Source organism: Ignavibacteriota bacterium (assembly GCA_016713565.1).
GTDB lineage: Bacteria > Bacteroidota > Ignavibacteria > Ignavibacteriales > Melioribacteraceae.
This window is the reverse complement of the sequence record JADJOX010000008.1, coordinates 746,072-772,665: the sequence shown is the minus strand read 5'-3', so window position 1 is coordinate 772,665 and position 26,594 is coordinate 746,072. Positions and strand designations below refer to the sequence as shown.

The 26,594-nt window shown below is 32.6% G+C and carries 25 protein-coding genes; 7 read left to right on the top strand and 18 right to left on the bottom strand.

The features are described from left to right. Position 1 precedes the first annotated feature (1 nt). From IPK06_18040 to IPK06_17985, 12 genes are all read right to left on the bottom strand, one after another. Positions 2-1,114 (bottom strand): endonuclease/exonuclease/phosphatase family protein, encoded by a 1,113-nt coding sequence (locus IPK06_18040; protein ID MBK7981871.1) that lies wholly within the window; start codon positions 1,112-1,114, stop codon positions 2-4. Between the two features lie 146 nt (positions 1,115-1,260). After that, the gene (locus tag IPK06_18035) at positions 1,261-2,064 is read right to left on the bottom strand and encodes a hypothetical protein (protein ID MBK7981870.1); all 804 of its coding nucleotides are present in this window, start codon (positions 2,062-2,064) and stop codon (positions 1,261-1,263) included. A gap of 58 nt (positions 2,065-2,122) precedes the next feature. Then, positions 2,123-3,490, bottom strand: a complete 1,368-nt coding sequence (locus tag IPK06_18030; protein ID MBK7981869.1) for a Gfo/Idh/MocA family oxidoreductase — start codon at positions 3,488-3,490, stop codon at positions 2,123-2,125. Positions 3,491-3,528: 38 nt separating this feature from the next. Next, positions 3,529-4,326, bottom strand: coding sequence for a PmoA family protein (locus IPK06_18025; GenBank protein ID MBK7981868.1), 798 nt, complete (start codon positions 4,324-4,326; stop codon positions 3,529-3,531). An 86-nt stretch (positions 4,327-4,412) separates the two neighbouring features. Further along, positions 4,413-5,804 carry a Gfo/Idh/MocA family oxidoreductase gene (locus IPK06_18020; protein MBK7981867.1) on the bottom strand — a complete coding sequence of 464 codons (1,392 nt, stop codon included), beginning with the start codon at positions 5,802-5,804 and terminating at the stop codon, positions 4,413-4,415. A gap of 270 nt (positions 5,805-6,074) precedes the next feature. After that, complete coding sequence (locus IPK06_18015; protein MBK7981866.1) at positions 6,075-6,581, bottom strand: hypothetical protein; 507 nt, start codon at positions 6,579-6,581, stop codon at positions 6,075-6,077. Positions 6,582-6,660: 79 nt separating this feature from the next. Then, on the bottom strand, positions 6,661-8,013 hold the full coding sequence (locus IPK06_18010) for a Gfo/Idh/MocA family oxidoreductase (protein ID MBK7981865.1): 1,353 nt from the start codon (positions 8,011-8,013) through the stop codon (positions 6,661-6,663). Positions 8,014-8,108: 95 nt separating this feature from the next. Continuing rightward, positions 8,109-8,813: a phosphatase PAP2 family protein gene (locus IPK06_18005; GenBank protein MBK7981864.1), complete on the bottom strand. Its 705-nt coding sequence runs from the start codon at positions 8,811-8,813 to the stop codon at positions 8,109-8,111. 333 nt (positions 8,814-9,146) lie between these two features. Continuing rightward, complete coding sequence (locus tag IPK06_18000) at positions 9,147-10,490, bottom strand: sugar MFS transporter (GenBank protein MBK7981863.1); 1,344 nt, start codon at positions 10,488-10,490, stop codon at positions 9,147-9,149. A gap of 30 nt (positions 10,491-10,520) precedes the next feature. Then, positions 10,521-11,657, bottom strand: coding sequence for an adenylyltransferase/cytidyltransferase family protein (locus tag IPK06_17995; protein MBK7981862.1), 1,137 nt, complete (start codon positions 11,655-11,657; stop codon positions 10,521-10,523). 15 nt (positions 11,658-11,672) lie between these two features. Continuing rightward, the gene (locus IPK06_17990) at positions 11,673-12,677 is read right to left on the bottom strand and encodes an NAD-dependent epimerase/dehydratase family protein (protein ID MBK7981861.1); all 1,005 of its coding nucleotides are present in this window, start codon (positions 12,675-12,677) and stop codon (positions 11,673-11,675) included. A 13-nt stretch (positions 12,678-12,690) separates the two neighbouring features. After that, positions 12,691-13,707: a LacI family DNA-binding transcriptional regulator gene (locus IPK06_17985; protein MBK7981860.1), complete on the bottom strand. Its 1,017-nt coding sequence runs from the start codon at positions 13,705-13,707 to the stop codon at positions 12,691-12,693. 246 nt (positions 13,708-13,953) lie between these two features. Between IPK06_17985 and IPK06_17980 the strand changes: the two genes are divergently transcribed. From IPK06_17980 to IPK06_17950, 7 genes are all read left to right on the top strand, one after another. Beyond that, positions 13,954-14,652 (top strand): Crp/Fnr family transcriptional regulator, encoded by a 699-nt coding sequence (locus IPK06_17980; GenBank protein ID MBK7981859.1) that lies wholly within the window; start codon positions 13,954-13,956, stop codon positions 14,650-14,652. Positions 14,653-14,745: 93 nt separating this feature from the next. Then, positions 14,746-14,970, top strand: coding sequence for a DUF2249 domain-containing protein (locus tag IPK06_17975; protein MBK7981858.1), 225 nt, complete (start codon positions 14,746-14,748; stop codon positions 14,968-14,970). Between the two features lie 50 nt (positions 14,971-15,020). After that, the gene (locus tag IPK06_17970; protein MBK7981857.1) at positions 15,021-15,929 is read left to right on the top strand and encodes a DUF2249 domain-containing protein; all 909 of its coding nucleotides are present in this window, start codon (positions 15,021-15,023) and stop codon (positions 15,927-15,929) included. Between the two features lie 3 nt (positions 15,930-15,932). Continuing rightward, positions 15,933-17,195, top strand: a complete 1,263-nt coding sequence (locus tag IPK06_17965) for a hypothetical protein (protein ID MBK7981856.1) — start codon at positions 15,933-15,935, stop codon at positions 17,193-17,195. A gap of 9 nt (positions 17,196-17,204) precedes the next feature. Next, the gene (locus IPK06_17960; protein MBK7981855.1) at positions 17,205-17,501 is read left to right on the top strand and encodes a metal-sulfur cluster assembly factor; all 297 of its coding nucleotides are present in this window, start codon (positions 17,205-17,207) and stop codon (positions 17,499-17,501) included. Between the two features lies 1 nt (position 17,502). Next, positions 17,503-17,958: a cbb3-type cytochrome c oxidase subunit I gene (locus tag IPK06_17955; GenBank protein ID MBK7981854.1), complete on the top strand. Its 456-nt coding sequence runs from the start codon at positions 17,503-17,505 to the stop codon at positions 17,956-17,958. Continuing rightward, the gene (locus tag IPK06_17950) at positions 17,958-18,185 is read left to right on the top strand and encodes a 4Fe-4S binding protein (protein MBK7981853.1); all 228 of its coding nucleotides are present in this window, start codon (positions 17,958-17,960) and stop codon (positions 18,183-18,185) included. Before IPK06_17955 ends, IPK06_17950 begins: the two co-directional genes overlap by 1 nt. Before the next feature lie 79 nt (positions 18,186-18,264). Here IPK06_17950 and IPK06_17945 read toward each other — a convergent pair whose 3' ends face one another. From IPK06_17945 to IPK06_17920, 6 genes are all read right to left on the bottom strand, one after another. Further along, positions 18,265-19,389 (bottom strand): DSD1 family PLP-dependent enzyme, encoded by a 1,125-nt coding sequence (locus IPK06_17945; GenBank protein ID MBK7981852.1) that lies wholly within the window; start codon positions 19,387-19,389, stop codon positions 18,265-18,267. 50 nt (positions 19,390-19,439) lie between these two features. Further along, positions 19,440-20,162, bottom strand: coding sequence for a glucosamine-6-phosphate deaminase (locus IPK06_17940; GenBank protein MBK7981851.1), 723 nt, complete (start codon positions 20,160-20,162; stop codon positions 19,440-19,442). Between the two features lie 43 nt (positions 20,163-20,205). After that, positions 20,206-21,402 (bottom strand): hypothetical protein, encoded by a 1,197-nt coding sequence (locus IPK06_17935; GenBank protein ID MBK7981850.1) that lies wholly within the window; start codon positions 21,400-21,402, stop codon positions 20,206-20,208. Between the two features lie 23 nt (positions 21,403-21,425). Continuing rightward, a complete protein-coding gene (locus IPK06_17930; GenBank protein MBK7981849.1) occupies positions 21,426-22,100 on the bottom strand; it encodes a hypothetical protein in 675 nt (224 codons plus the stop codon). A 15-nt stretch (positions 22,101-22,115) separates the two neighbouring features. Next, positions 22,116-24,332, bottom strand: a complete 2,217-nt coding sequence (locus IPK06_17925) for a glycoside hydrolase family 3 C-terminal domain-containing protein (GenBank protein MBK7981848.1) — start codon at positions 24,330-24,332, stop codon at positions 22,116-22,118. Positions 24,333-24,430: 98 nt separating this feature from the next. Beyond that, a complete protein-coding gene (locus tag IPK06_17920) occupies positions 24,431-26,497 on the bottom strand; it encodes an alpha-galactosidase (protein MBK7981847.1) in 2,067 nt (688 codons plus the stop codon). Between the last annotated feature and the right edge of the window lie 97 nt (positions 26,498-26,594).

Genomic DNA, 26,594 nt, shown 5'->3' with positions numbered 1-26,594 from the left:
CCTACTTTCCAACAACGAGTTTAGCGGTAACTGAAGCATGATCTGAATATTTCCTATATTCATGATGTGAAATGTGCGAGTCAATTATCCACTGCGTATTTGAAAACAAATAATCCAATGTTCTGTCATAAGGAATATCAGGATAAGTGGCATGCGAAAAATATAATTGCTGGTCAGCAATATATTTATCCATTGGCAGCGAAGGATAATATTTTTCATATAGAGGAATTAGCCAGCTTATCTCCGGTGTATAATTGCTTCCTTCCTTATGAAACGGATCGTCTCCTTTTGAATGAAAATGTTCATCAATGCATTTATCCTCGTCACAGTAATCCGTAGAATCTGAATTTGGAGGAAGCAGATTATAATCACCGCCGGTTACAAGCTGAATTCCGGTTTCCTTAAGATCATCACAAATACTTATGTATTTCTCCAATTGTCTCTTTTTTGTATCATCAGTAGAGAATGCAGATAAATGCGTATTGACAATATTAATTTCATTTCCGTTTGGCATTATTGTTTTTCCTGACATTACAATTTCGCGCACATAAAAGTATTTTGTCAACGCGTCAAGATCATTTCTAAGCGGGAGCGGATGTAATTTTACATTTGTCAATTTCCATCTTGATAATATTGCGTTGCCTTCATCAATTCTTCCAATTCCATCGCTAGGAATAAATTGAATATTCCAGTTTGTAGCATAATATCCGAAATCAAAATAAGTTCTATCCATTATGTACTTCATTTGATCGATATATGCCGTACGTTTGCATTTAACGTCAACTTCCTGGAGCATTAAAATATCAGGTTTAATTGTGTTTATCGCGGATACAATTCTATCTAGATTTTTAGTGACTTCATCTCTTGTTAAAACCGTTCTATCGCCGCAAGCATCACCAAACCAAAGGATTTCGGTTCCGCAGCCAAATCTTATATTCCAAGTCATTACCAATATTGTATCTTTTGCTAATTGCAAATTTTTATTCGTCTTGCTGTAATCAACGCAGTCGCGAACATCGTCTATTGTATCAACCAGCGGATCACATTTTTGAAAAGTCAAAACGGTAATTAAAATAAAAAAGATTGGGACTATGTAAGAAGTGTATTTTTTCATTAGACCTCCAAACTAAATGAGTAATTTAAAAGGCCTTTAAATAAACATAACATTTTTTTTGTGTTAAGGTAATGTAAACACAAGATATATATTAGTCAATAGCTTTAGTTGAAGTAAACAATCATAAACTAAACAAATGAATATTTTTATTTAATTATATCAGCTTTTGGAAATTTTATTAAATAATATTTTTTATAATCATCAGGCATATCAGTATTAACAAAGTCGATTTTCATATTATTGGAAAAATCCCAAAACTTATCATTATCGGGCGTTCCCCAAAATCGCACTAACTTATTTTCTTCATGAACTTTATTTATAAATTCCTTTAGATCGTGAATGTCCGATTCTTTACCTAAATATTTACTTAATTTATCACTTACAGCTAACCAATCTTCACTTATTATAGGAAAAAGATTTTCGGATTCACCCTTACCAACATCTTCAAATCTGCCGTCTAAAAAAATAAATCTGTTCATCTCGTTTCTTACCGTTTCTATAGGTCTGTTACCCGAAATAATTACCCTTATATTTTTTATTTTAAGTTGACCGTCATTTATTGATGTTAAATAATTTTTATATTTATTTAAGCATGATCTTAATTTTTTGTAGGTATTTTCGGCATCCAATTTTATATCAATAAAAAGAAACAGCTCATAATTAAAGTGATATTCTGAATTAGTATTTTCAATTATATCTTTCAGCGGAGCCAAATACATTTTTTCAAGCGTATTATTTTGATTTGTATCTTCAACGTTGTGGGCAACGAACAATTTATCATTAAGATAAATTATATCCGCTTCAATACTTTTTGAGCCGGAAGATAAAGCTGTTAATAATGGCTTTGGATTTGCGTAATCGTTATGCGAATGAGAATTAAAAGAAATATTATTTTGTGAATAACATATAGAATTGAAAATAATATAAAGATATAATAACTGCAGTTTCATATTTGCCAAGAAAATTATATTCTTACATAATATATCAAAATAACAATTTACATGATAATTATTCTGCCAATTCAAGAGCTTTCGTTGTTGTATAATATTTAGAAATCATATTCGGAACTTCCCAAACGGGTAATTTTCCATCATTTAGATAATCTAAATATCTTTCCATTACCTGCGCAAAATGTGCTTCGTGTCCAACTCTAAATTTATTTGGAATATTTATATGCCATTTATCATTTGATTTTTCTAATGAAATTCCCGAATATTTTGTATTTAATTTTTCGATCGTCGATCTGACCATTTTTTCAAATTCGTTATCAGAAATTTTTGCGGTTTTTTCAATATAAAGTTCAGGTATAAAATTTTGTTCTTTGCCTTGTTCAATTATCACATTTGCCTTAGTTCCACGAACGATTGAATAATGAGTGTCGCCTCCTCCTTCCGGAGCTTTATATTTCCATTCAACAATGACTTTTGCGAAAACATTTTTGATTTTATAATTTATTTCACCGTTGCTGAAAACATTCAAAATAGTATCATTAACAAATTTGTTAAGAAATTCAGGATAAGAACTTAATTCAGTAATATTGGAAAACTGACTTAACGTTAACTTTGTCGGCCAATGTTTAGCGGCAATAATTTCAATTTCATTTTTATAATTAATAATTTGTTCCGGGAACAATTCCCATTGAACGAGATCAACTAAATGAGTCGTTACATCTATCAATCCATCGCCTTGCTGCGATGCGTCGAAAAACCAAGCCGGTCTTTTCAAAGGATTTCCAGAAACATACTTAAAGAAATGATGTATACTTGATTTTACCACAACAGGATTATCAACACTGCCTTCAGCAAATTTACCGAACAACTCTTGATCGTTAATTAATTCTTTTTGTAATATGGTTGTAATTTCACTTCTTTCGGTCATTATATCATAGAGCAAAACATTATTTTTTTCGGCAGTTTTAAATGTTATGACCAATTGCTCAAAATCTTTGGAGCTGATGCACATTGGTTTATCCGCAAGTACGTTAAATCCCGCTGAAATTGAATTGTTTATATAATCCATTTTTTTTTGATTGTTGCCTGAAATTACAACTACATTTCCCGCTTTATCATCAATCATTTTTCTTAAATAATCATTCCCGGTGTAAATATTCAATTTCCAGTTGGTTGGATTTTCAGTTCTGTTGTTATAATTGTTAATTCTATTAATATGCTCATTTACATCATCTCCTTCGGGCGCATAAATAAAAACTTCGGGTGATATTTGTGCGTAATTATTTTTTTGCACCAGCGCCGCATGAAAATGTCCCGGATCCAATGTAATTAGTTTGATTTGCATTTTATTACTCTGACTTATAGCGGAATTTGAGAAAATAATTAGAATTACATTTATTAATATTAATCTATCAAAGAATTTCATTTTTAACTCAATTTAAATTTGCACCATTTTTTTTTAATTCAATTGCTAATCCAATCGGAAAATAATTGTTTGATCTTCGCGTGATTTGTATTTCCTGAATGAACAATAACCCTATATTGAAAACCTACAGTTGTTCCATTTTCAATACTGATCGGTTCATTGACCCAATTTAAATTTGTTGGTGAAAAAAAACCGTAATCTCTTGTAAACCATTTACTGGGATACCAAGTATTTTTGGGTGAATCAAATATTGCAAGACCTTCAACAATCCCGAATCTATCGCCGAAATAATCGCACCAAGCCGACTGAATTCCGGCCGTATTTTTTTCACCAAAACCGCCGTCTGAATTTATCAATGTTCCGCCTTCCTTTACGGAAAGCCTTGAATCCATTCTTGCTGCAAATAGAGAATGATTTGTTTTTAAAATTGTCAATTCGGTAAGCGCGGTTAATTTTATATTAAAATCTATAATACGTATTGAATCATTTGGAGCCGAAATGTAAATATTTCTTTCATCTTTAATAATAGGTTCTCGTCCAGGCTGTTTCCAAAAACATTCGTCCTTAATTTGAATTTTATTTGAATCATTAAGTATGATATTTGCGCCTTGTGAAATTATTTGTCCTCTTTCATTTCCTTCCTGCCAATAATTTCCGCCATTAACTTGATCGCATCCAAACCATAATGATCTGTGATGCGGATAAGGAAGGCTGGATTCGGTTGTAACAGATAAACCTGAAGACGGTCCGTTAACCGGATAAAAGTAAGGATATTTTTGTCCATCGCCGAATCTATAACACGTAAATGTAACATCATTAATTCTTACAATGATCATTTTATCCTGCAACTCAGCGGTCAGCTTATTGGACTGTGAAAATAAAATTGCAGTAGGAATAATAAATAGTAACGTTATATAATATTTTATTGAATGAAATTTCGCCACGGCATCCTCATTGTTCTTGATATCATTGAGTTAGCTTCATCATCATTTTTGAATCTTTCTTTAATTGGATCCCAATATAATTTTCTTTGCAGTTTCATGCCTATGTGACTAACCAAGCAAGCTGAACATGAACGATGACCAATTTCCGCGGGTGCAATCGGCTGTTGCCGAGTTCTAATGCAATCCAACCAATTTAAATGCTGTTCGCTGCTTTTATATAAATGAATTTCATCTTCACCAATAACTGAATCAAGAATTTTGGGATCACTCGCTTCTATGGCTTGAAGTGTTATATCAGGATTACCTGGATCTGTAGACGTAACTTGCACAGCTCCTCTTGAAACAAAAATCCAGCCTTCACTTCCTTCAAATTTTACACCATTAGGATTCGTCCCGTTAATAAACATCGTTACGCCATTTTCATATTTTGCTTTTACGTTAAAATCACCGTGAACATTCCATAATCCGCTTTTGGGAAATTCCGCAGTTGCTTCAATTTCTATAGGTCCGGTATATTCAGTTCCCATTCCCCAATGAGCGGTATCAACATGATGAGCACCCCAGCCAGTAATCATTCCTGCTCCAAACTGTTCACATCTAAGCCAGCCGGGTCTAGAAAAATCTTTTTGAGGATGTACTCTATTTTCAGTGTAATAGACATAAGGAGTAGAACCAAGCCACATATCATAATTTAAATTAGAAGGTATTTGCATTTCCGGTTCTTCCGGTCCCGCCGGATCTCCCGGTAAACCAATATTTATTGTATGAATTTCACCAATTCTTCCGTTTCGTACAAGTTCGCAGGCTTTATGAAACTGAGGCCAAGGATCTAAAGATCTTTGCTGGCTTCCAATTTGTAAAATTCTTCCGGTGCGATTTATTATATCGCTTAACGCGCGTCCTTCCTGTATAGTTAGTGAAGCGGGTTTTTGCAGGTAAATATCTTTACCGGAATTTGCTGCCGCGATTGCCGGAATAGAATGCCAATGATCGGGCGTACTTACAATTACTGCATCAATATCTTTATCCGCGCATAAATCACGAAAGTCATCAAACATTTTTACATCAACAAAATTATCTTTTCCGGTTTTTTCTTTATACAATTTCAGCACATAATCTTTCCCTTCTCTCAGTCGTTTTTTATCTAAATCACAAACGGCAACAATTCTAGCTGAATCGTTTTTGAGAGTTAATGGAATATCATGATCGCGCGCAATTCTACCGCAGCCAATAACACCTATATTTATCTTATTGTTGGGTGTATATTTTGATTTTAGAACTGATGGAGAAAGAATTGTTGGTGCGGAAAATAATCCAATAGAAATTAAACTGCTGTTTTTTATAAAATCTCTTCGATTTAACTTTTTCATACCGGCGGCTCTATTTAGTTTTCAGTTTGTTTAATAAAGATACGGTTTATTAGGTTAAATAAGAACACAACATTTTATTACAATTAAATGATAATAAAAATAATATGAAGTTAGGCAAAATAATTCATATTTAATTTTATGAATCTGAAATTGATATTCCAAAATTATAAATTATTAATTCAAGAATTAAATAACCGTTTCTTTAGAATTCAGTTTTTTAAAATATTTTTTTCACTAAAAATAAGTTTTCAGAATAATATTAAATCACAACTAATCGTTTTCTACAAAACTATTAATTACATCCATAAGTAATTTTTCATTTTGTTTAAATTTGGATTTTAATGACCACGCTAAAACTTGGTTAAAATTCGTTTCGGTCTCAATAACAACGTGGAAATAAACTATATTAATATCTTCTGAAGTTCCTTCTAATTTAAATTTTATGGCTTTATTTCCGGCAACTGTTAATTCGGTTGGTCCTTCAATTTTGGGAAAATAAAGTCCTGACAAAATATTTGCAAAAGTGCTGTAAGAATGCTTCTGCAAATTCCATCCGAACAAATCATCTTTTGAATCAACTAGCAATATCATATAAGCTTCGTCTTGTTCACTGCCAACCTGAATATCAGCATTTTCATTTAAGTCTAATTCAGTCCAAGTTTCAGGTATGGTAAATTGATGTTTATTGTCGGCGCTATAATATACCGCCATTCCATTTTCACTTTGCGCTTTTGAAAATATTGTAATAATAAAAAATAATAATATAGTTTTTTTCATTTTTTGATTCTCACATTAAGTATAGAAATTATTTCTTACAATTTATTAAACAAAATTATTCTTATCGAAATTGAGTTACTTACAATTTCCAACCTTGCCTGTACTCGGTTTTAATAAGATTATTTGCGGCATCATTATTTTCAAATTTCATTTCTTTTGCATTCCAAATTAGATTTTGGTTCTTAACTTGAATCGCGATCATTCCCAACAATGCCATTTCAGTTAAAGGACCGCCGTAATCAAAATTTGAACATGCCGGTGTGCCATTTTTCCCTTCTTTGCACGCGCGAACCCAATCATCTTCATGACTACCTTCAATTCTGGGAATTGTTTTGGCAGGAAGTTTATATTCTTTCATCTTTGTTTCTGGAATAATTCTTACATTATCGGCGCCATGACTTCCATGCATAATAACACCTTTTTCACCAATGATAAAAGCGCCGCTTGCGGGAATTGTTCGTCCCGGTTCTAATTCCTCAGGAATCGGCGGCTGAAGTCTTCCATCATACCAGGTCAGTTTAATACTATTTCTTTTTTCATTTGCAGGAAAATTATACCTTACAATTGATGCTCTTGGAAATGTTTGAGATTCTATTTCCGGTTCCCAATGCGTTGATGTTGCTTCGATTGATATCGGCGCTCCCAAGTCCAATGCCCAAAACGCAGGATCAATTATATGACATCCCATATCGCCTAAAGAGCCGGTTCCGAAATCAAGCCATGATCTCCATTTGGTCGGATGATAATCGGGATGATAATCTCTGTATCTTGCGGGTCCGATCCATAAATCCCAATCCATTCCATCTGGTTTTTCTACTTTTTCAGTTGGTAATGCTTTAATTAAAAATGTTGACCACGGATCACCTCCGACAGGTCTATCCGTCCATGCGTGTACTTCCTTAACTTCACCAATCGCGCCGTCATTTATCCATTCCTTTAGTACTCGGATGTGTTCCCATGAATGCCCTTGATTTCCCATTTGTGTTTGGACGCCATAGTATTTTGCTTTTTCTGTAATTGTTCTTGCTTCATAAATATTATGCGTTAAAGGTTTTTGGCAATAAACATGTTTCCCTTCCTGCATTGCCGCCATCGTAATAACCGCGTGCGTATGATCTGGAGTCGCGATTAGCACGGCATCAACATTTTTTTCCTTTTCGAGCATTACTCTAAAATCTTTATATAATTTTGCGTTAGGATATCTCTTAATCGTATTTGCCGCATAATTAAAATCAACATCGCATAAAGCAACAATGTTTTCATTTTCAAGCATTCGCAAATTTGCGCCGCCCATTCCGCCTATTCCAACCGCGGCTATATTTAATTTATTACTTGGCACATTTGACCCTCTAACCGAAAAAGGGATATAATTAATTGCTAATGCTCCTATTCCCATATTTTTAACAAAATTTCTGCGCGTAATTTTTTTCATAATTTGTCCCCGCCAATAAATTATTGATATAAATCTATTGTGATTAAATTAATAAATTTAAAATATGATATAAAATATTTTAATATATGTGAAAATCAAAATTGAATAAAAAGTCCTAATTTGTATCCGCCTGAATTTAATTGCGGATAAATTCCAAGTCTTAACGATCTATTAATTTCTCTATGTTTTTCGTGAAGTGAGGTAATTTTAAGACCAATAAAAGTTCCTAAAACTGCACCTAGAAAGGTATCGGAAAACCAATGTGCATCGGCGTATACTCTTTGATAAGCTGTTAACGAGGCTAATGAATACAGCGCAATTGAAGCATACGTATTATCAATCTGTTCGGATAAAACGGTCGCAATTGTAAACGCGGTTGAAGTATGTCCGGAAGGCAGCGAGTTTTCATTTGCATCAAGCTCAAATTCAAATGGTTCCATTCTTAAATTTTCATTTCCGGTATATGGACGATATCTGACAAAAGTAATTTTTAATAATTCGGTAAAAATTCCATTCCAAAGCATTGCCTCAGCAATCATTTGTCCTGTTTCTCTTAAATCATTATGGTCGAATATTAAACCGGAAGTATAAAGTAAAGCGCTTAGTGCGGTTCCATATTTTGCATTTCCAAAAGCTTCTCCCACATAAGTAACATTATCCATTAAATTACTTTTTGTGCTTAAAATACTTTCTCGAATTTCATTGTCAACTGTAAAAGACGCGCCGGTAAGCGCAATTGTAGCTCCTACTATTGCGTAATCATTCCAATTAAAATAATATGGACTTTTAATAACTTTCAAAGAGTTATCGAAAGAAATAACTAAATCGGATTTGATTGTATTGAGGATTGTGAGCTCGCACGTATTATTCTGAATTGAGTCAATTTGTGCAAAGCTTAAGTTTGTAACATTAAACAATATTAGAAACAAAATTAAATAAATTATTAAAATATTTTTTCTCAAAGTAAACAAGGTGTAATTCAATTTTTATTTATCTCATTTTACAAAAAATTATAAAATACTAGTTTGTTATATACGTTTAATATTGCAAAATTATAAATATAAAATTCAATTATATCTAATTTCTCCTCAATTTGTAAGTAACAAAAATTCTATTAAACATTTTATTGTTGTTTAATGACTTCGCGTTTTTGAAATTTCTATTTTTGTTTTTGATCTACTCAAATTCTGCCATAGAAATCCGTATATTGAAACGACCAAAAAACAACACATAGGCATAAGAAAGCTAACTGACATATTATATACATCACCTAAATGACCCATAAGTTTAGGCATTATTGCGCCTCCCATTATAGCCATTACAATGAAGCCCGATGCTTTTTTGGCTTCAATTCCTAATCCGTGAATTCCAAGTGCAAAAATTGTTGGGAACATTATAGACATAAAAAAGAATGTTATAAACACCGCAGCAACAGAAATCCATCCAATTTTAAATACCACAATTAAACAAACAAAAACGTTTACCAAAGCATATATTCCGAGCAGTTTATGCGCAGTTATCTTTCTTAAAATTGCGGTACCTGTAATTCGTCCCAGCAGGAAAAGCGGGAACCCAATTGAACCGAGTAAAAAAGTAGCTCCTTTTTCATTTATAAAATATTCGCTCCCTTTTAGAACTGATCTGTCATTGAATAACCAACTGCCGGCTAATGAGCTGGATATTGAAGGTATCTCCTCAACAATATAATTAATGAAAAAACTAAAAATCCCCGCTTGTGCCGCTACATACAAAAACTGAGACAGTACCGCTCCAACAAAATGCGGATGAAGCCAAATTGATTTTTTAATTGCAGTATTTGATTCTACATCTAAGTTATAATCGTCCTCGGTATTTAGTTCAGGTATATTTGCAAAGTAAAATATTACAGCCATTATCAATACAATAATTGCAACGGTTAAATATGGAATATATAATTGAGCTTGCGCCGCCTCAGCTCCTTCAGATGAATAAAAAAATATTCCGCCTATTATTGGTCCGAATATCCAACCGATTCCGTTAAAAGATTGCGCAAAATTTATTCTTGCCGCCGAATATTGTTTACTGCCGAGTACAGTTGTATATGGGTTTGCTACAGTTTCTAAAACTGTAAGTCCCATTGCAACAATACAAACACCAAGTAAGAATGACCAAAATGTTGAAATATATGTAGCAGGAATAAACCAAAATCCCCCAAATGATACCAATAATAAGCCGGCAATAATTCCGCCTTTATAACCCAATTTTCTAGCTAAAAAACTTGCCGGCAATGCCATTAGAAAATATCCCAAATAATGAGCAAATTGAACCCATGCCGATTGCGATTTTGTTAGATGTAAATAATCTTGAAAATGCTTGTCCATAACATCAATCATTCCGTTGCACAAGCCCCATAATAAAAACAATGTACTTACCAAACCAAATGTAAATGCATAATTTTTACCATCTTCTGTTCTAAACATTTTTGTTAAATTAAACATAGTATCCTTTTAATCATTCATTATTAAAATTTAGCAGCGCACTTTAATTTTTATGGAATTAGGTACAGGTTTATCTGAAGCTACAACAACATATCCTCCTCCGCTGCCAGAAGTTATTGCTCCGGAATATTTTGTTATATATTCGGTTTTCAACTCTTTAAATATTTGATCTGAAACTGTATATGGCAGCATTTTTTTCCAAGCTAACAATGTTTTCGTCATTGATTCGCCGAGTCCAATCACATCTTTCTTTAATATACTATTCCAGCATTTTTCACCGGCTTCACCTAAGCTTTTAACAAATTCCATTTTTAGATTTTTTTCTTTAAGAGGATCATAATTATTTGGACGCGGAGTTAAAGGAACTAAATGAAGTACGTTAGATAACCATTCGCAAGTTTCTTTATCGACTGTTGAGTCTATTTCTTCAGGCCAATATTTTCCATTGTAAAAAAGTCTGCTGATACCAGGATTTAAAAGGCCAATATGATCTTGTGAACCTGAAATATATTCAGAACCTGGAGGGTTTTCAGCTCCAAACAATAATTTAGCATTATTTAGCGGATTACCTTTTGGATATTGGTTTCCCCATAATTCCAACGCGACCTTTCTAGAACTTGTAGCCATTCCAGAACGATCATTGAAGTCTATTGTCGGCAGAAGTTGTGCAACAACAACACTTCCTACATAAATTTCCGATACCCACGGCTGATCCATCCAACCGCCGGCTAGACATAATCTATAAGGAAACTTTAATTCATTTTTTGTAGTCGAACTCGCTCTGGCAGGCAAGCCCTCTTCAGGCACTCTTTCTAAAATAAGGTATTCAATTCCATAATTTTTACAAAGCTTTTCTTTTTCCGCAGTATGACCATCAGTATTAACAACAAAAATGTCGGGTTTAATTCTTTCTAAATCCGGTTTGAAGTCAAGCATACCGGATCCGGAAGCAACAAACGCTTCCTCAACAAAACGGATAGAGTTTACCATATAAACTCTTTCTGCTTGAGAAAAATATGGTGCTTTTCTTTTTAACAAAACAAGATTTGCATCGGAACCAACCGCAACATAAAGTTTGCCAAATTTTGATGCTAACTTAAAAAATGCGATATGTCCACTATGTAGAAGATCGAAACAACCGCTGACCATAACTTTTTTTTCAGTCATTTAATTTTCCAAGTTTTAAAATTCGTTGAATACAATTTTTTTTGAATCTTTACCTTTATTTTCAACCATTTGAAGTTTTATCCAATCATAAGTTTTTTGTAATCCAGTTTTAAGCGGAATTGAAGGTTCCCATTTCAAATACTGCTTGATTAAAGTGTTGTCGCTATTTCTGCCTCTAACACCTTTAGGTGCATTTAGATCGTACTTTCTGTTCAATTTGAAATTCGCGATTTCCTCTACATAATCAACTAGTTGATTTATTGAAACCATTTCAGAACTTCCAAGGTTAATTGGCTCTTCAATATTACTGTACATTATATCAAGTATACCTTTAACGCAGTCATCTATATACATAAAACTTCTTGTTTGATGTCCATCTCCCCAAATTACAATTTCCTTTTTATCATACAATTCACCGTCAATAACTTTTCTGCAAATAGCTGCAGGAGCTTTTTCTCTGCCGCCGTCATAAGTTCCAAATGGACCGTACACATTATGAAATCTGGCGACTCGAGTTGTTAAATTAAAATCTTCAGAAAAATGTCTGCACATTCTTTCGCTAAATAATTTTTCCCAGCCATAACCGTCTTCAGCTAATGCCGGATATGCATCTGATTCTTTTAGTCCGGGATTATTAGGATCCGTTTGTTTTTCTCCATTATAAACACACGCGGATGAAGCGTAAAAAAATCTTTGTATTCCTAAATCGCGTGCGGCCATAAGTAAATGCGTATTGATGAGAACACTTAGCATACAATCAGCTTTATGATTTTCGATAAAACCCATTCCGCCCATATCTGCGGCAAGGTTAAAAACTTCTTCAAAACCATTTAAAGCCTGATAACAATTATCTTTTACTTTCAAATCCAATACAAAATTTTCAACTCCGGGTATAATTTGGTACCAACGGTTTAGCGGCTTTATATCAACTGCTCTGACATCATAATTCATTTCTTTTAACTTTTTTGTAAGATGGCCGCCAATAAATCCGCCAGCACCGGCAACAACTACTTTTTTCATTTTATACTCCTTGCTATTTATTTCTTCTAATTGAATCATTCCAAAGAAATTCTTCATTTATTATTATATTTTGTTCTCTATTTGTTTCCGTACCATTTATCAAGCTAATTAACAATTCAGTTGCCCTGTTTCCTAAATTTCTAGGATCTTGATTAATTATTGCAAGTGATGGTGAAAAGCTTTGAGCGGTTTCATTAAATCCGAATCCAACTATTCCAATATCATCTGGTATACGAAGTCCGCACTCAGCGGCTGCTTTATACGCGCCTAACGCAACACGGTCATTAACTGTAAAAATAATTTCCGGCATGTTCTGTGAATTGAAAAGTTTTAAAAAAGAATTATATCCGTCCTTTACTTCAAACCCACCTTCAATTACCCAATCATTTTTCAACTCAATACCGTTGTTTGAGAGTGCCGAGGTGTATCCCGTTTTTCTAGCTTTTGCCACACTTACATTTGAATATCCGGCAAAGTGAGCAATTTTTGTAAATCCGTTTTTAATGATTTGATCTAACGCGGTTAAAGCTCCGTTAACGTCATCAAATATTACGCTTGGAAAACCAAGTCCGTCTATTTGTCTGTCAAAGAAAACTAAAGGCACATTTATATTTTTAATGTGTTCAAAAATTCTAATATCGTACGTTTGCTGAGAAACGCAAATCAAAAGTCCATCGACTCTCATCCCGAGTAAATTTTTAATATTTTTTATTTCGCTTTGATGATTTTCTCTTGAGACGGTAACAAATACATTGTAATTTTTTTCGGCAGAAGCATCAATCAAACTATCTGCGGCATACGCAAAAAAACTGTTTTCCAAATCGGGAATAACTACTCCGATAGTATTTGTTTTTTGAGTGATTAAATTTTTTGCTATAAGATTAGGAGTGTAGTTTAGCTCCTCTGCAACTTTAAGAATTTTCGCTTTGGTTTCCTTGGAAATATCCGGATGATTACGAAGTGCCTTGGAAACTGTTATTCTTGTAACATTAAGTTTTTTTGCTATTTCAGATTGTGTAATATGGCTCATAATTTTACTTACTCGAGAACTTACTCGAGAACTTAGATGTATAATTAACATTATTTTTTCATTATTCCAATAAAATTTTTAAACTTGGAATATAATTTTTATTCAAAAATTTCTCACAAACCGTAGAATTTTCATCTGTTCTTACGATTTTATTCAAAAATAATTAAGCCATAATTAAACAATTAAGTTCATTTAATCGTAAAAATTTATATTATTGCTTAAATAATTTGTTATTGGAAATTTATAATGAACAATATTGACCTTGATAAAAAAGAAACATTGCAAGGTATACCACTTTTCTCCGAGCTTTCAATTGATCAGCTTAGAAAGTTTTCATCGATTTGCCAAGTTGTAAAATATAATAAAGGCGAAAATTTATTTAGAGACGGAGACAGTTACCGTGGTTTCTATATTTTACTGCGCGGAGGAATTAAAGTTTTTAGAATAAACAAAGACGGAAAAGAAACAATAATCCATCTTATAAGACCAATAAATACTTTTGGCGATATTCCATTATTTGAAGGAAAAGATTATCCGGTAAGCGCCGAAGCATTAAACGAAAGTGTTACTTTATTTGTGCCCAAAGATAAATTTATTTTACTGATTAAAGAACATCATGAAATTTCTTTAAAGATGCTTGCTGGATTTGCAAAAAGGATGAAATCACTTGTTAAACAAATTGAAGATCTTTCTACAAAAGAAGTTATAAACAGACTTGCACAATATTTCTTAAATGAAGTAAAGAAAAATGGTACAGAAAATTTACCCGAACCATTTTTTAGATTATCCGTGCCAAAATCAGTAATTGCCACTTACATTGGAACAATTACGGAAACTTTTTCAAGAACGTTAAACAAACTTCAAACAGAAAATATTATTAGGGTAAGCGGTAAAAATATTTTTCTGACAAATCCCATCAAAATAAAAGTACTTGCCGGAGAATAACTATTAAAATGTAATAAGTTGACTTAAGTCAATAAATCCGATCACTTCTCTTTTTATCTTACTGTCGCAATTCAAAAATATAAGGAATAAAAAATGTTAAAAGAGCTTGATATACGACCAATACAACCACGAGAAAAACACCCTACAATTTTTCAAACATTTGACGAATTAACGGCGGGCGAATCTTTTCAATTGATAAACGATCATGATCCAATGCCGCTTTATTATCAATTCCAGAATGAAAGACCTTCACAATTCGGCTGGGAATATGTCGAAAAAGGTCCGGAAGTCTGGCGGGTAAATATTTCTAAAATTTAATTGATTGCCTAAATTTTAAGTTTTCAGTTTTACCATCAGGTAACAATTTGATGAACATCGCGTTTGCGGTAAAAAGTAAAATCAAAAAAAATAATCAACTGATGAAAATTAATTTTATCGGTGAACAAATGAATGATTCTATAATAACAAAAGATATGAAAGTTTCTAAAACGCTGAACCTTTATCCTCAAACTTTAGAAGTTTTTATCAGCGCAAGTCCACATTTCTCCAAATTGAAAAATCCTATTCTTAGAAAAGCATTGGCAGGGAGAGTAACAATTGAACAAGCTGCAAAAATCGGGAATGTGGACTTAAATAAATTTTTATATGAGCTTAATAAAAGCATTAACAAATTGCAGGAAAATTCCAAAGTGACAATTAATGAATCTTCACAAATTGAAAGTAAAAAAGACGAAAAGCCAGAGTTTTTAAATGATTTAAGCAGTCTAAAAATTAAAGAGCTTGATGTTAGACCAATAATAAATGAGGGCAAAGATCCACTATCTGCAATTATGAGTTTTGCAAAAACCATTAATGATGATGAAACATTTTTGCTTATAAATTCATTTGAACCGATTCCACTATATACTGTTCTTGGTAAAAAAGGCTTTAATCACTTCACGGAAAATTTAGCCGATGTATACAAAGTTTACTTTTATAAAACTAATAAAGCAGAATTCTCCGATGCTGATAAAAATAATAATGAGGAAACTTTTAGTATAAATTTGAATGATTATAAAAATGTAATTGAAATTGATGTAAGGGAATTGCCTCCGCCTGAACCAATGATGAAAGTATTTGAAAATCTTAATCAAATTGATGAAAATACTCTTCTTCTGGTTCATCATCATCGTGAGCCTTTAATGCTTTATCCAAAACTTTCAGAAAGAGGATTCAAAGCACAGTCTAATAAAATTAATGATAATTACTACAAAGTCTTTATTGTAAAGAGTAAATAAATAATGAGTTCCAATTCTATAGCTTCTGCATATTCTCCGCCATTTAGGATTGTGATTAAATATCTGTCGACTTCTGTTATATCATTTTTCCTACTGACGCTTTTACAGCTTTTGGAATTCAATTCAATTGGAGGACATCATTTTCAGCCAAAAATTCTTGCACTCACGCACATTGCTACACTTGGCTGGATAACAATGGTAATTTTCGGCGCACTGTTTCAGCTTGTTCCGGTGGTATTGGAGGTTAAACTTTACAGTGAACGTCTCGCGGAAATTCAATATTGGATATTTTTAATAGGTGTAATCGGATTAGTTTACGGCTTTTGGAATTTCAACCCGGAAAGTTTCATATTCCCTTCCGCAATAATCTTAAATGCCGCAATGCTATTGTTTTCCTTTAATTTAATAATGACTTTTAGACGAGTCAAGTTGTGGAATATAGCGGGATATTATTTAGCAGCGGCAATATTTTATTTAGTAGTAACCGCGATAGCCGGTTTACTGTTAAGTATAAATTTGGTTAAACCATATATTAAAATTGATCATTTTCAATATTTAAATCTTCACGCACATTTAGCTTTTATCGGTTGGGTTTCATTTATTGTAATGGGAGTTTCATTTAAACTTATTCCAATGTTTACACTTTCTCATGAATATTCTCTTAAGCCGGCATTTGCGTCTTTTATATTGCTAAATTTCGGCTTACTTGGAATTTCTACGGTTATGCATTACCAAGATACAACAATATTTTTTTATGTTTTTGTAATTTCAATCGGCACTGGAATTTTCGTTTATCTTTTTCAAATGTATTCAATATTTAAAAAACGCGTTAGGAGAAAACTCGATATCGGATTAAAATTTTCAGTAATTGCGTTTGTATTTCTTGGAATTTGTGTAATTCTCGGATTTATTATTGCATTGATAAATCCATCCGGAATTAAAAATTTTAGTTTGATTTACGGATACTTAATAATATTTGGTTATTTATCAATGTTAATAATTGGACAACTTCATAAAATACTTCCGTTTTTACGTTGGTATCATAAATACAGCAGTTTAGCCGGTAAAGAAAGCGTACCGATGCTTAAAGATATGTACAGTGAAAAGATTGGATACGCGATATTTTATTTAATGATAACCGGAATAATTTTTTTGTCTTTTTCATTTGGTTTAAATTTTCAAATTGGGGTAATAATTTCATTTCTACTTTTTTTTATTGCTTCAATTCTTTTATTATATAATATGATGTTGGTATTAAAAAGATAGGAAGTGAATATGCTATCGGAAGAACAAATTCGAACTGCTTTAACAAAAGTAATTGATCCCGAAATAGGATTTAACATTGTTGATATGGGATTAGTTTATAAAATAGACATACATGAAAATAACATAATAATTACAATGACGCTCACTACACCGGGATGCCCGATGCACAACAGCATTACTGATTGGGCTGAAAAAGAAATAAAAAATCTCGATCCGTTATTGGATGTAAAAATCAATTTAGTTTGGCAGCCGCCTTGGACGCCGAATATGATGAACAGCAATCTGAGGAAATCATTAGGATATTAATATGTTTACAACTGTAAGATATTTTGTAAAAACTAGTATTACATTTTTAGCACTTGGTATTTTAACAGGACTGTATATGTCAATTTCTAAAAATATTTTCGAAATTGGTTACGGTTCTGAAATGTTATCCGCGCATACCCACGTAATTTTAGTTGGATCGGTAATGATGATGATAATGGGAGTCGCATTGTGGTTTTTTCCCCGAGCGGAAAAAACAGATAAAAAGTATAACCCGGATTTAATTTTAGTTGTTTATTGGTTAATGACAATTTCCACAGCGCTTAGATATTTTTCGCAAGTCGCTCTTTCATTTTATTTTGAACGATGGCTTAGTATAGTTATTACTATTACATCTTTTCTTCAAGTTGCTGCAATGCTTATTTTCTTTTACTCAATCTGGGGAAGAATTAGACCTGTTGGCAGTCAGCAAAGAGAAGCGAAAGGGGAAAAATTCTAATGATGAAAATAACCGAAAATTGCATCAATTGTTCGGCTTGTATGACCGAATGTCCGAGAGATGCGGTTTTTGAATCAGGAGAATATTATATTTATAATAATGTTGAAATGAAGCCTTTGTCTTATGATCATTTTTTTATTTCTACCGAGATATGTGACGGATGCGCAATGCTAAACAGAAAAAAATGTGTCGATGTATGTCCGATGGATACGATTAAAGAAATTTAATTCTATATTTCACTAAAATTCTTCTAAGCAAGTTATTTAAGCGTATTTTACATTTTTATTTGATCATTATAAAAATAAATCACTCACTGCATCCTCTTAAATCAATATCCCATAATCCGGCAACTTTATCACCTCTTGTTAAAATATATTTATTATAAAGATTTACTGTTGGATCACAATGCGAGGTAATAAGTTCAACAATCTCACCAATTTTCAGCAGCGTTGATTCTTCAATTGCAGTTAATTTACCATATTCATCACCGAACCAATCATAAATCAAATTACTATTACGCGGAAAAATAATTTTGGGAATTCCGCCGTCTTTATAAATTGATTTTAATCCCGCGTCAATAGTACCAATTTTTTCTTGGTTTGAACTGACAACCGTTGAAAGTACCGTAAGTGAAGGTTTAAATAATATATTGCTTTCAGAAAATTGTGATTCAATTCCTAAATATTCCATATCCATAAATATATACGATCCAGCTTGCAATTCGGTAATTTCGGGTATTGCAATATCAATATCAAACGTACCTGTGCCGGATGTGCTGAAAATTTTGCACGTAGGTATTTCTGTTTTCAATTTGCTGAATATTTCCGCAATCTTTGATAGACTATTAATTGATAATTTTTTCCGTTCTGCATAGGATTGAATATGCTGCAAATTTCCCGCATAAGCTTGAATTCCACACAAAATTAAATTTGAGCATTTGTTTATCAATTCAGCTAATTTTATTGTATCTTTTGCGTCAACGCCGGTTCTATTTAGACCAATGTTAATATCAATAAGCACGTTCAATTTTAAATCATTTTTTTTCTCAGCCAATAATTCATTCAAATGAAGTATATTTTCTTGATTATCAACCACGATAATAATTGAAGCATCTTTTTGAAGTAATTTGATCAGCCGTTCAATTTTATTTTTTGTAACTACCGGTCCGGTTATTAAAATATTTCTTAATCCGGCGTTAGCTAATTTTTCAGCTTCAGATATTTTTGCGACACAAATTCCTTTGGCTCCCATTTCAATTTGCTTTTTTGCCAAAGCGGAACATTTGTGTGTCTTTGCGTGCGGACGAAGAGATTTTCCATTTGCGTTAAGATATGAAATCATTTTTTCAATATTCTGTTCCAATATTTCCAGATCCAAAAGCAAACAAGGCGTATCTAATTCGTATTTGTTTGTATTATTATAATTTTCCATAGTTAATCGTTTTCATAAATTTTTATTTAAGCTAATTTATTTAAAATAAGCTAATCGTAATTCTGTGCCTCTTCATCAATAAACAGATAAGAATTTTTATGCACCTTAATTATTGAGGCAGGGAAATTGTTCGTAATTTTTGATTCTAATATTATTTTTACAATTTTTGATTTTTGTTTACCGCTTAACTGAAGTATTACAATTGATGAATCCATAATGTTCTTGATTCCCAATGTAATTCCTAGACTAAGTTCCACATGTTGCGTAAAATACTTTTGTCCTATTTTTTTTGTAACCTCGTCCAAATCCACAACGTGAGAATAATTATCCAATGAAGTTCCTGGTTCATTTAATCCTACATGACCATTCATGCCAACACCAAGCAGCATCAAGTCAATGCCATTATTTTCTTTAATAAATGTTTCTGTTTTTTCACATTCATAATTCAGATTATTAGCTTCGCCGTTAAAGAAGCATAAATTATTTTTATGAATTCCTGCTTTATCAAAAAATCGCATCCTCAAAAAATTATAGCAATTTTCATATTCCATATTTCCAAGATTTACCCATTCGTCCAAACCAACAAATTTACATTTACTGAAATCGAATAATCCTTTATCTCGCAATTTTATTAGTTCATCAAATGTGCCAATAGAAGTTTCGCCCGCCGGAAAACATAATAATGAATTTGGTTTTTCAATAATTCTTTCCGCAATAAATTTCGCCGTTTGTTTTGACAGTTCGTTGTAGTCTTTAAAAACTATTTTTTCCAAAAGACAAATTCCTTTAATATTTAGACTCAACTAACATTTAAATTTAGTTAGCATAATAAGCTAGTGTAGATAAAATATAAACTCCAGCTCCATATCCAATCATTGGAATCGCGCCAATATATTCTTCACCGTTATCTCTAACACAATTACACCAAACGTCAATTTCTCTGAATTCATCTTTCATTTTTTCCAATTGAATTTTATTGCTGATCATTTCAGGAATTGTGTTATTGTTCGCGTTAGCTTGTTCGGTAATATAATTAAGTATATTTCCGGATTCTTCTTTTTTACCAAAGTTCAAATCAGCCAGCGCAATTCTAAGATCAATAAAAACCCATTCTTGATTTTCGTAAGGATCATAACTGTTCAGTCTGATATAACCTGGTCTGCTTCCGCTTATTCTTAAATATTTATCATATTCATTCATATGACTAAGAAATAATTCTTTGTCGTCAATCAATCCATTTGCGAATATTTCATAAACGCCGGCATCATAATACTCATGGTCATTCTTACTAACATCGCTTAAATTTCCTTTGATGTATGTATTCTCGCAGAGCATATTCCGCATTATTCCGCTTTTCAATTTTAGATATGCGTCGCTGTATTTCCTCGAATTCAAATTATATTTTAACTGAAGTTTCGCAAATTCTTTTAAACCTAACGCGCATACTCCGGAAGTAAAAGTGTACTGTTTTGTTAACTGCAAATAATGTTCCCAAGGTCCTGAATCTTCTCTTATAAGAGAATTAATATCAATTAAATTCACAATAACATCCGCGATTTTTTCAGTAACCAAATCATTATATTTTTTATAAAATATTGAATCATCGCTTTCTTTTACATAGTCGCAAAACGCGATTAAAAATAACCCGAAATTGTCAAATTCAATATTAGGTCCAAAGACATATGTACTTTCTTCTTTTCCGTTTCCAAAATATCTGCAAACGGAAATTTTATAGTCATTGCCAACGCCGTAATCTTTTCCATTATAAATATAGTGCTTAAAGTATCCGGCGTCCGCGTTCAGCATAAACTCCAAACCTCTCTTTGCCTCATCATATAAACCTAAATGCGATAGCGCCTGAATTGCATAACTTCCGTCTCGAACCCAAGACACATGCCACAAACCGGGTCGCAATGATGCCAATATTTGTCCTCTTGATAATGGAAATACTTCATTTTGCGCAACTTGACTCATCTTTAAAAACGCGATTGACTGCTCAATTACATTTTTCACATTTGCTGAAATATTATTGGGAATTAATGCTTTAGAAAAATATTTTTCAAATAATTTATTTCTTCATCGATCAAAGAATTTTTTGAGTTACGAAGTCTTTCAATTTCATTAATTATTATTTTTCTATCATTGTGGAAACAATCCACCAGTGAAAACATAAAATATTTCACAAAGTTTTTATTTCCATTATCACATAAAACATTACCGCTTAAAAGAGTGCCGGAAGTTCTAACGGAAAGATCAGAATGGGAATTGGTAAGTAGATTTATACCGGATAATAATTTACCCTCACCGCTTTCATATTCAAGGGAAATATTATTAATAATTTCTTTATCACCCTTTATTGCTATATAAAAGATTTTATAACAGTTTACAAATGAAGCAAAATAATAAACCGAAAATCCTTTATATTCCGCGCAAATGACGTGAGTATTTTCAGTATATTCTGTTGTTAACGGATGTTGATCGGTATTTAATTTAATATTTCCTATAAAAGGTTTTACAAATAATGATGAATCATAATTTTCAAAAATATGCGGAAATACATATTCAACCGTTTCTTTTTTTGAATTATAAACAGCGGTTATCAATCCGTTCGAGGTCGTTAATTTAAAGTATGATTGTTTAATATTCTGGGTGACAACATTATTATTGAAGCAAACAATTAAAACAAAAATAAATATTATTTTATTTCTCAATTAATTCCCATTGATTTAATTCAATAATTCGAATCTATCTTTTAATCTAATATCTCTTGAAGAAGCGCCGATCATTAAGTCAAAATCACCGGGCTCTGAAATCCATTCCAGTTCTGTATTAAAAAATGACAACTTGTTTTTATCTAAAATGAATTTTATGTTTTTGGTTTCTCCGGCATTCAAATTAACTTTTATAAAATCTTTCAATTCTATTATTGGTCTTGCGATAGAGCTTACTTCGTCTTTAATATAAAGCTGAACAATTTCTTCGCCGGGATATTTTCCGGAATTTGTTATATCAATCGAAACGACGATAGAATCATTTTGCTGCATTTCATGACTGCTTAAATTTAGATTATCATATTTAAATTCTGAATAGCTCAATCCAAAACCAAATTCATATTTAGGATAAATTGAAAGATCAATATACGCGCTTCTATAAAACCGATCTTTATCGTTTAGTGCGGGTCTACCCGTATTGTAATGATTATAATAAATTGGAATTTGACCAACGCTTAACGGGAATGTCATTGTTAATTTTGCGGAAGGGTTATAATCACCAAACAGGACATCCGCAATTGCGTTTCCGGCTTCACTTCCAAGCCACCACGTATATAAGATTGCGTCGGCATTATCAGCAATATAATTAAAAACCAAAGGTCTTCCGGCATTTATTAATACAATAATCGGTTTACCTGATTTCTGCAATTCTTTGAAAAGTTCTTCTTGAACTCCTGGAATAGTAATGTCGCTTCTGCTTTTTGCTTCACCTGATAAATCTCGTTTTTCACCAATACTTAAAATTATTACATCTGCTTTACGAGCAGTTTCGAGTGCTTCTGCAAAACCATTTTTACTTGTTCCAATAACTTCACAGCCTTTTGCGTATAACAATTTTGTATTCGGAGTAATTTTATTTTCTAATCCTTCCCACTGCGAAACAATGAAATTTGAATCAACTCCTTGAACTTCTACATCCCAAAATCCTTTATTTTGTTTAACCTCTTTTACCAATGGACCAATAAACGCGATTGTTTTTACATTTTTGGATAATGGCAAAGTATTTTTAGTATTCTTTAATAAAACAATACTTTTTCTGGCAACATCTCTCGCTACTTCAGTATGTTCGGGATTTTCAAGCGCTTTTTTCTGCCTTTCCAAATCACAATATTTAAATGGGTCATCAAACAAACCCAACTCAAATTTTTTGGTTAAAATTCTTTTTACGGAATTATCAATATCGATAATTGAAACTTTACCATCTTCTACTAATTTTTGAAGATTATTTATATAACATCTGCTTTCCATATCCATATCGCAGCCAGCGTTAAAAGCCGATAACGCTGCTTCATAATCATTCTTAACCGTACCATGGTTTATCATTTCACCAACTGAGCCCCAGTCACTTACCACAAAGCCGTTAAACTGCCATTTGTTTTTCAAAATATCCGTAAGCAAATGTCTGTTGCCTGTTGAAGGAATTCCATTAATGTCATTAAATGATGTCATGAATGTTCCAATACCGGCATCTACGCATGCTTTAAAAGAAGGCAGATAAATTTCCCAAAGCTGCTTTTCACTCATATCAACAGAATTATAATCTCTACCGCCAACCGCCGCGCTGTAAGCGGCAAAATGTTTTGCGCATGCCATTACGGAATTTGTGTTTCCTAATTTATCTTTTTGAAAACCTTTAACCTTTGCGTAAGCAATTTTGGAAGCAAGATAGGTGTCTTCGCCGGCACCTTCCATTACCCTTCCCCAGCGCGGATCACGGGCAATATCAACCATAGGCGCAAATGTCCAATGAATTCCTCCGGAGCTTGCTTCAGTTGCGGCGACACTTGCCGCCTTTTCTATTGCGGCTAAATCCCAGCTGCAAGATTCCGCTAGTGGAATAGGAAATGTTGTTTTGTAACCGTGCACAACATCCTGTCCGAAAAGTAATGGAATTTTCAATCTGGATTTCAATGCGGTTTTCTGCCAAGCTTTTGTTCTTTCAACTCCCATGCAATTTAGTATTGAACCTACTTGCCCGTTCTCAACCTGAAAAACTTTATTATTGTCGGAGGTTTCCGGACCTGTCGCAACAAGATCATCATTATATTGATTTAATTGACCAATTTTTTCTTCCAATGTCATAAGACTCAATACAGAATCCACTTTTTGACTGATACTTTTTGTAACATTAAAATCATTTTGCGAATAATTAATTATCAATGGAAATAACATAATTATTATCTGCAGCGGTAAATATTTTATTCTCATATTTGTACTTTTAATTTTTAATGAAATATTTTACAATTTATTTTTTTTTATAAACGTTCGGTTTAATTTTTATTTTCAATTTTCTTATAACTAATTAGTAATGATCCAGGCGCAATAGGAATTTTAATTTCAAATCCATTCATTAATTCTTTACCTGAATAATTTACAATTATTCCGTAATCCTCATATAATATTTCATACTGCGAATTTTCTTCCAAACCTTTCAAATTTATTCTAATTGATTCATCATTGCTTTTATCTCTGCGAAAAGCTACAATAATTCCATCTCCTTGCTCTGGTCTATTTAATTGATACGATAACCAAACATTATCATCAGCGTAATGTTTAATCGCCATTGTTAAAGGATAGTAATCACCATAATAATAAGGTCGTAATTTTTTATATTCTTTAATGCGTTTTTGAATATCATAAATTGACTCGCTATTTTTTCCCGTAATTTCCCAATTTGTAACTGCTGTAGCTCCTAGTCCGCTCCTAAATGTGTATGGATCGGTTTTGTATATCGCCGTGCCGTGAAGGGGAAGATAAAAATTAAGTCCATAAGTATGACATTGATAACCGTTTGGTTCTCCATATTGATAATCGGTTCTCCAAAATGGAGAACTGCGTGAAATTGTTTCCAGATCTAATCTTCTGCCGCCTGAAGCACAATTATCTATAATTAAGTTTGGAAAACGAACCAACAGACTGTCCCAATAATCATACAATCCTTCAATATGTTTTGCTTCAGAAATTCCTACACGGTCTGGCGAATCATTATTTTTCCAAAAGGTTAAAGGATCGAAGTTAAAATCTTGTCTGTAATAATCTATGCCTTGTTTTTTAATAAAATCCGAAATATAGTCAGTAAGCCAAATGCGGGCTTCTTTATCGCCAAGATTAAATAAATAATCATCCGAGCCTGGTTTAGTTAATAACCAATTTAAATGTTTATTGTATAATTCTGTTCCTTTACGAACTCTTTCCGGCTCAAACCATAGCATAAACTTTGCGCCGACCGAATGCACAACATCCGAAATTGATTTTAAGCCATTTGGAAACCGTTCTTCATCAACAGTCCAATTGCCCACATTCTGATCCCACCTTCCATTTTCATGATCAATTCCGCAGCCTTTGTACCAGCCGGCATCAAGCCAAAATACTTCCGGAACAATATTGAACTGATTATATCTTTTTACCAGTGCAATTGCCATATCTTCGGTCAGGCATTCATACTCACCGCATGGTTTTGGATCCCCGTAATCAAAGCTGCCGGATAATGGAAGTTCTGCCATTTTACCATTTATTTTTCTTGTGTGATGAGCGAGCACAAATCGCCTAAATTGATTATGTCCGGTCATTCTGTCTTTTCCTTCCCAAAAAAGCAAACAAATTTTCGGCGTTCTGATATCTTCATTTGGGTATAAAGTTAAATGCACATTCTCCATACCGGAATTTAATGAAAACGACTTTGCGTCTTTTTGTACAATATTTGCGAACCATTTACCGGACCAGCCGATAGCGGCAACTATTCCTTGATTGGCGGGCGTTTCAATATTGAAAAAAGGAAACGCGGTTTCATCAGAAGATCTTCCGCGCGACGGTGTTAAATATATATTCTTCCCTATTTGCATTGTTTCATCAAATGGCTGAAAATCATTTTTACCTGCGTTGCTTCCAATCGAATGATACAGAATAAATTTCCCTTCGGCACTAAACTCGAAGTTATTGTTTATTACGTTAACATTTTCAATTATGGGTGTGTTTTTTGTTGAAGTATTAATAAATCTTATAAAATATTCGGCTGAGTTAAAATCATTATAACTTGTTACGAAGCATTTAACCGTCAGTCCACTGCTTTTATCTGAATAAGTATAACGATATTGATTTACATTGGGATATTTTGATTTTAGCGACTCATACTTATAATCCCAATTTAGAATAAATGAATCGGATATTTTTCCATCATAAATAAATGAAAAAGGCGGAATATTTCCCTTTTGAAATTTTTCCTTTATCCATTGATTTGCCGTTATTACATTTGATGAATTTTTACAGTATAGAAATGAATTGAATATAAAATAAAATGTTAAAATCCACAAACAGCTGATCTTAATAGATTTGACCATTTTAATTCTCCGAAGAAAATTTATTGAGGTTATGAACTTGATGCCGAGAATTATTTTTTTTATTCTAATCAAAAAATATATTTTTTCTTAATTATAA

Coding starts and splice junctions, on each gene's coding strand:
- IPK06_18000 (MBK7981863.1), bottom strand. CDS start 10,490: ATGTTTAATTTAACAAAAATGTTTAGAACAGAAGATGGTAAAAATTAT.
- IPK06_17995 (MBK7981862.1), bottom strand. CDS start 11,657: ATGACTGAAAAAAAAGTTATGGTCAGCGGTTGTTTCGATCTTCTACAT.
- IPK06_17965 (MBK7981856.1), top strand. CDS start 15,933: ATGAGTTCCAATTCTATAGCTTCTGCATATTCTCCGCCATTTAGGATT.
- IPK06_17975 (MBK7981858.1), top strand. CDS start 14,746: ATGTTAAAAGAGCTTGATATACGACCAATACAACCACGAGAAAAACAC.
- IPK06_18035 (MBK7981870.1), bottom strand. CDS start 2,064: ATGAAACTGCAGTTATTATATCTTTATATTATTTTCAATTCTATATGT.
- IPK06_17925 (MBK7981848.1), bottom strand. CDS start 24,332: ATGTTATTTCCATTGATAATTAATTATTCGCAAAATGATTTTAATGTT.
- IPK06_18030 (MBK7981869.1), bottom strand. CDS start 3,490: ATGAAATTCTTTGATAGATTAATATTAATAAATGTAATTCTAATTATT.
- IPK06_18010 (MBK7981865.1), bottom strand. CDS start 8,013: ATGAAAAAAATTACGCGCAGAAATTTTGTTAAAAATATGGGAATAGGA.
- IPK06_17980 (MBK7981859.1), top strand. CDS start 13,954: ATGAACAATATTGACCTTGATAAAAAAGAAACATTGCAAGGTATACCA.
- IPK06_17950 (MBK7981853.1), top strand. CDS start 17,958: ATGATGAAAATAACCGAAAATTGCATCAATTGTTCGGCTTGTATGACC.
- IPK06_18040 (MBK7981871.1), bottom strand. CDS start 1,114: ATGAAAAAATACACTTCTTACATAGTCCCAATCTTTTTTATTTTAATT.
- IPK06_18020 (MBK7981867.1), bottom strand. CDS start 5,804: ATGAAAAAGTTAAATCGAAGAGATTTTATAAAAAACAGCAGTTTAATT.
- IPK06_17945 (MBK7981852.1), bottom strand. CDS start 19,389: ATGGAAAATTATAATAATACAAACAAATACGAATTAGATACGCCTTGT.
- IPK06_17990 (MBK7981861.1), bottom strand. CDS start 12,677: ATGAAAAAAGTAGTTGTTGCCGGTGCTGGCGGATTTATTGGCGGCCAT.
- IPK06_17970 (MBK7981857.1), top strand. CDS start 15,021: ATGAACATCGCGTTTGCGGTAAAAAGTAAAATCAAAAAAAATAATCAA.
- IPK06_17960 (MBK7981855.1), top strand. CDS start 17,205: ATGCTATCGGAAGAACAAATTCGAACTGCTTTAACAAAAGTAATTGAT.
- IPK06_18015 (MBK7981866.1), bottom strand. CDS start 6,581: ATGAAAAAAACTATATTATTATTTTTTATTATTACAATATTTTCAAAA.
- IPK06_18025 (MBK7981868.1), bottom strand. CDS start 4,326: ATGATCATTGTAAGAATTAATGATGTTACATTTACGTGTTATAGATTC.
- IPK06_17985 (MBK7981860.1), bottom strand. CDS start 13,707: ATGAGCCATATTACACAATCTGAAATAGCAAAAAAACTTAATGTTACA.
- IPK06_17955 (MBK7981854.1), top strand. CDS start 17,503: ATGTTTACAACTGTAAGATATTTTGTAAAAACTAGTATTACATTTTTA.
- IPK06_17920 (MBK7981847.1), bottom strand. CDS start 26,497: ATGGTCAAATCTATTAAGATCAGCTGTTTGTGGATTTTAACATTTTAT.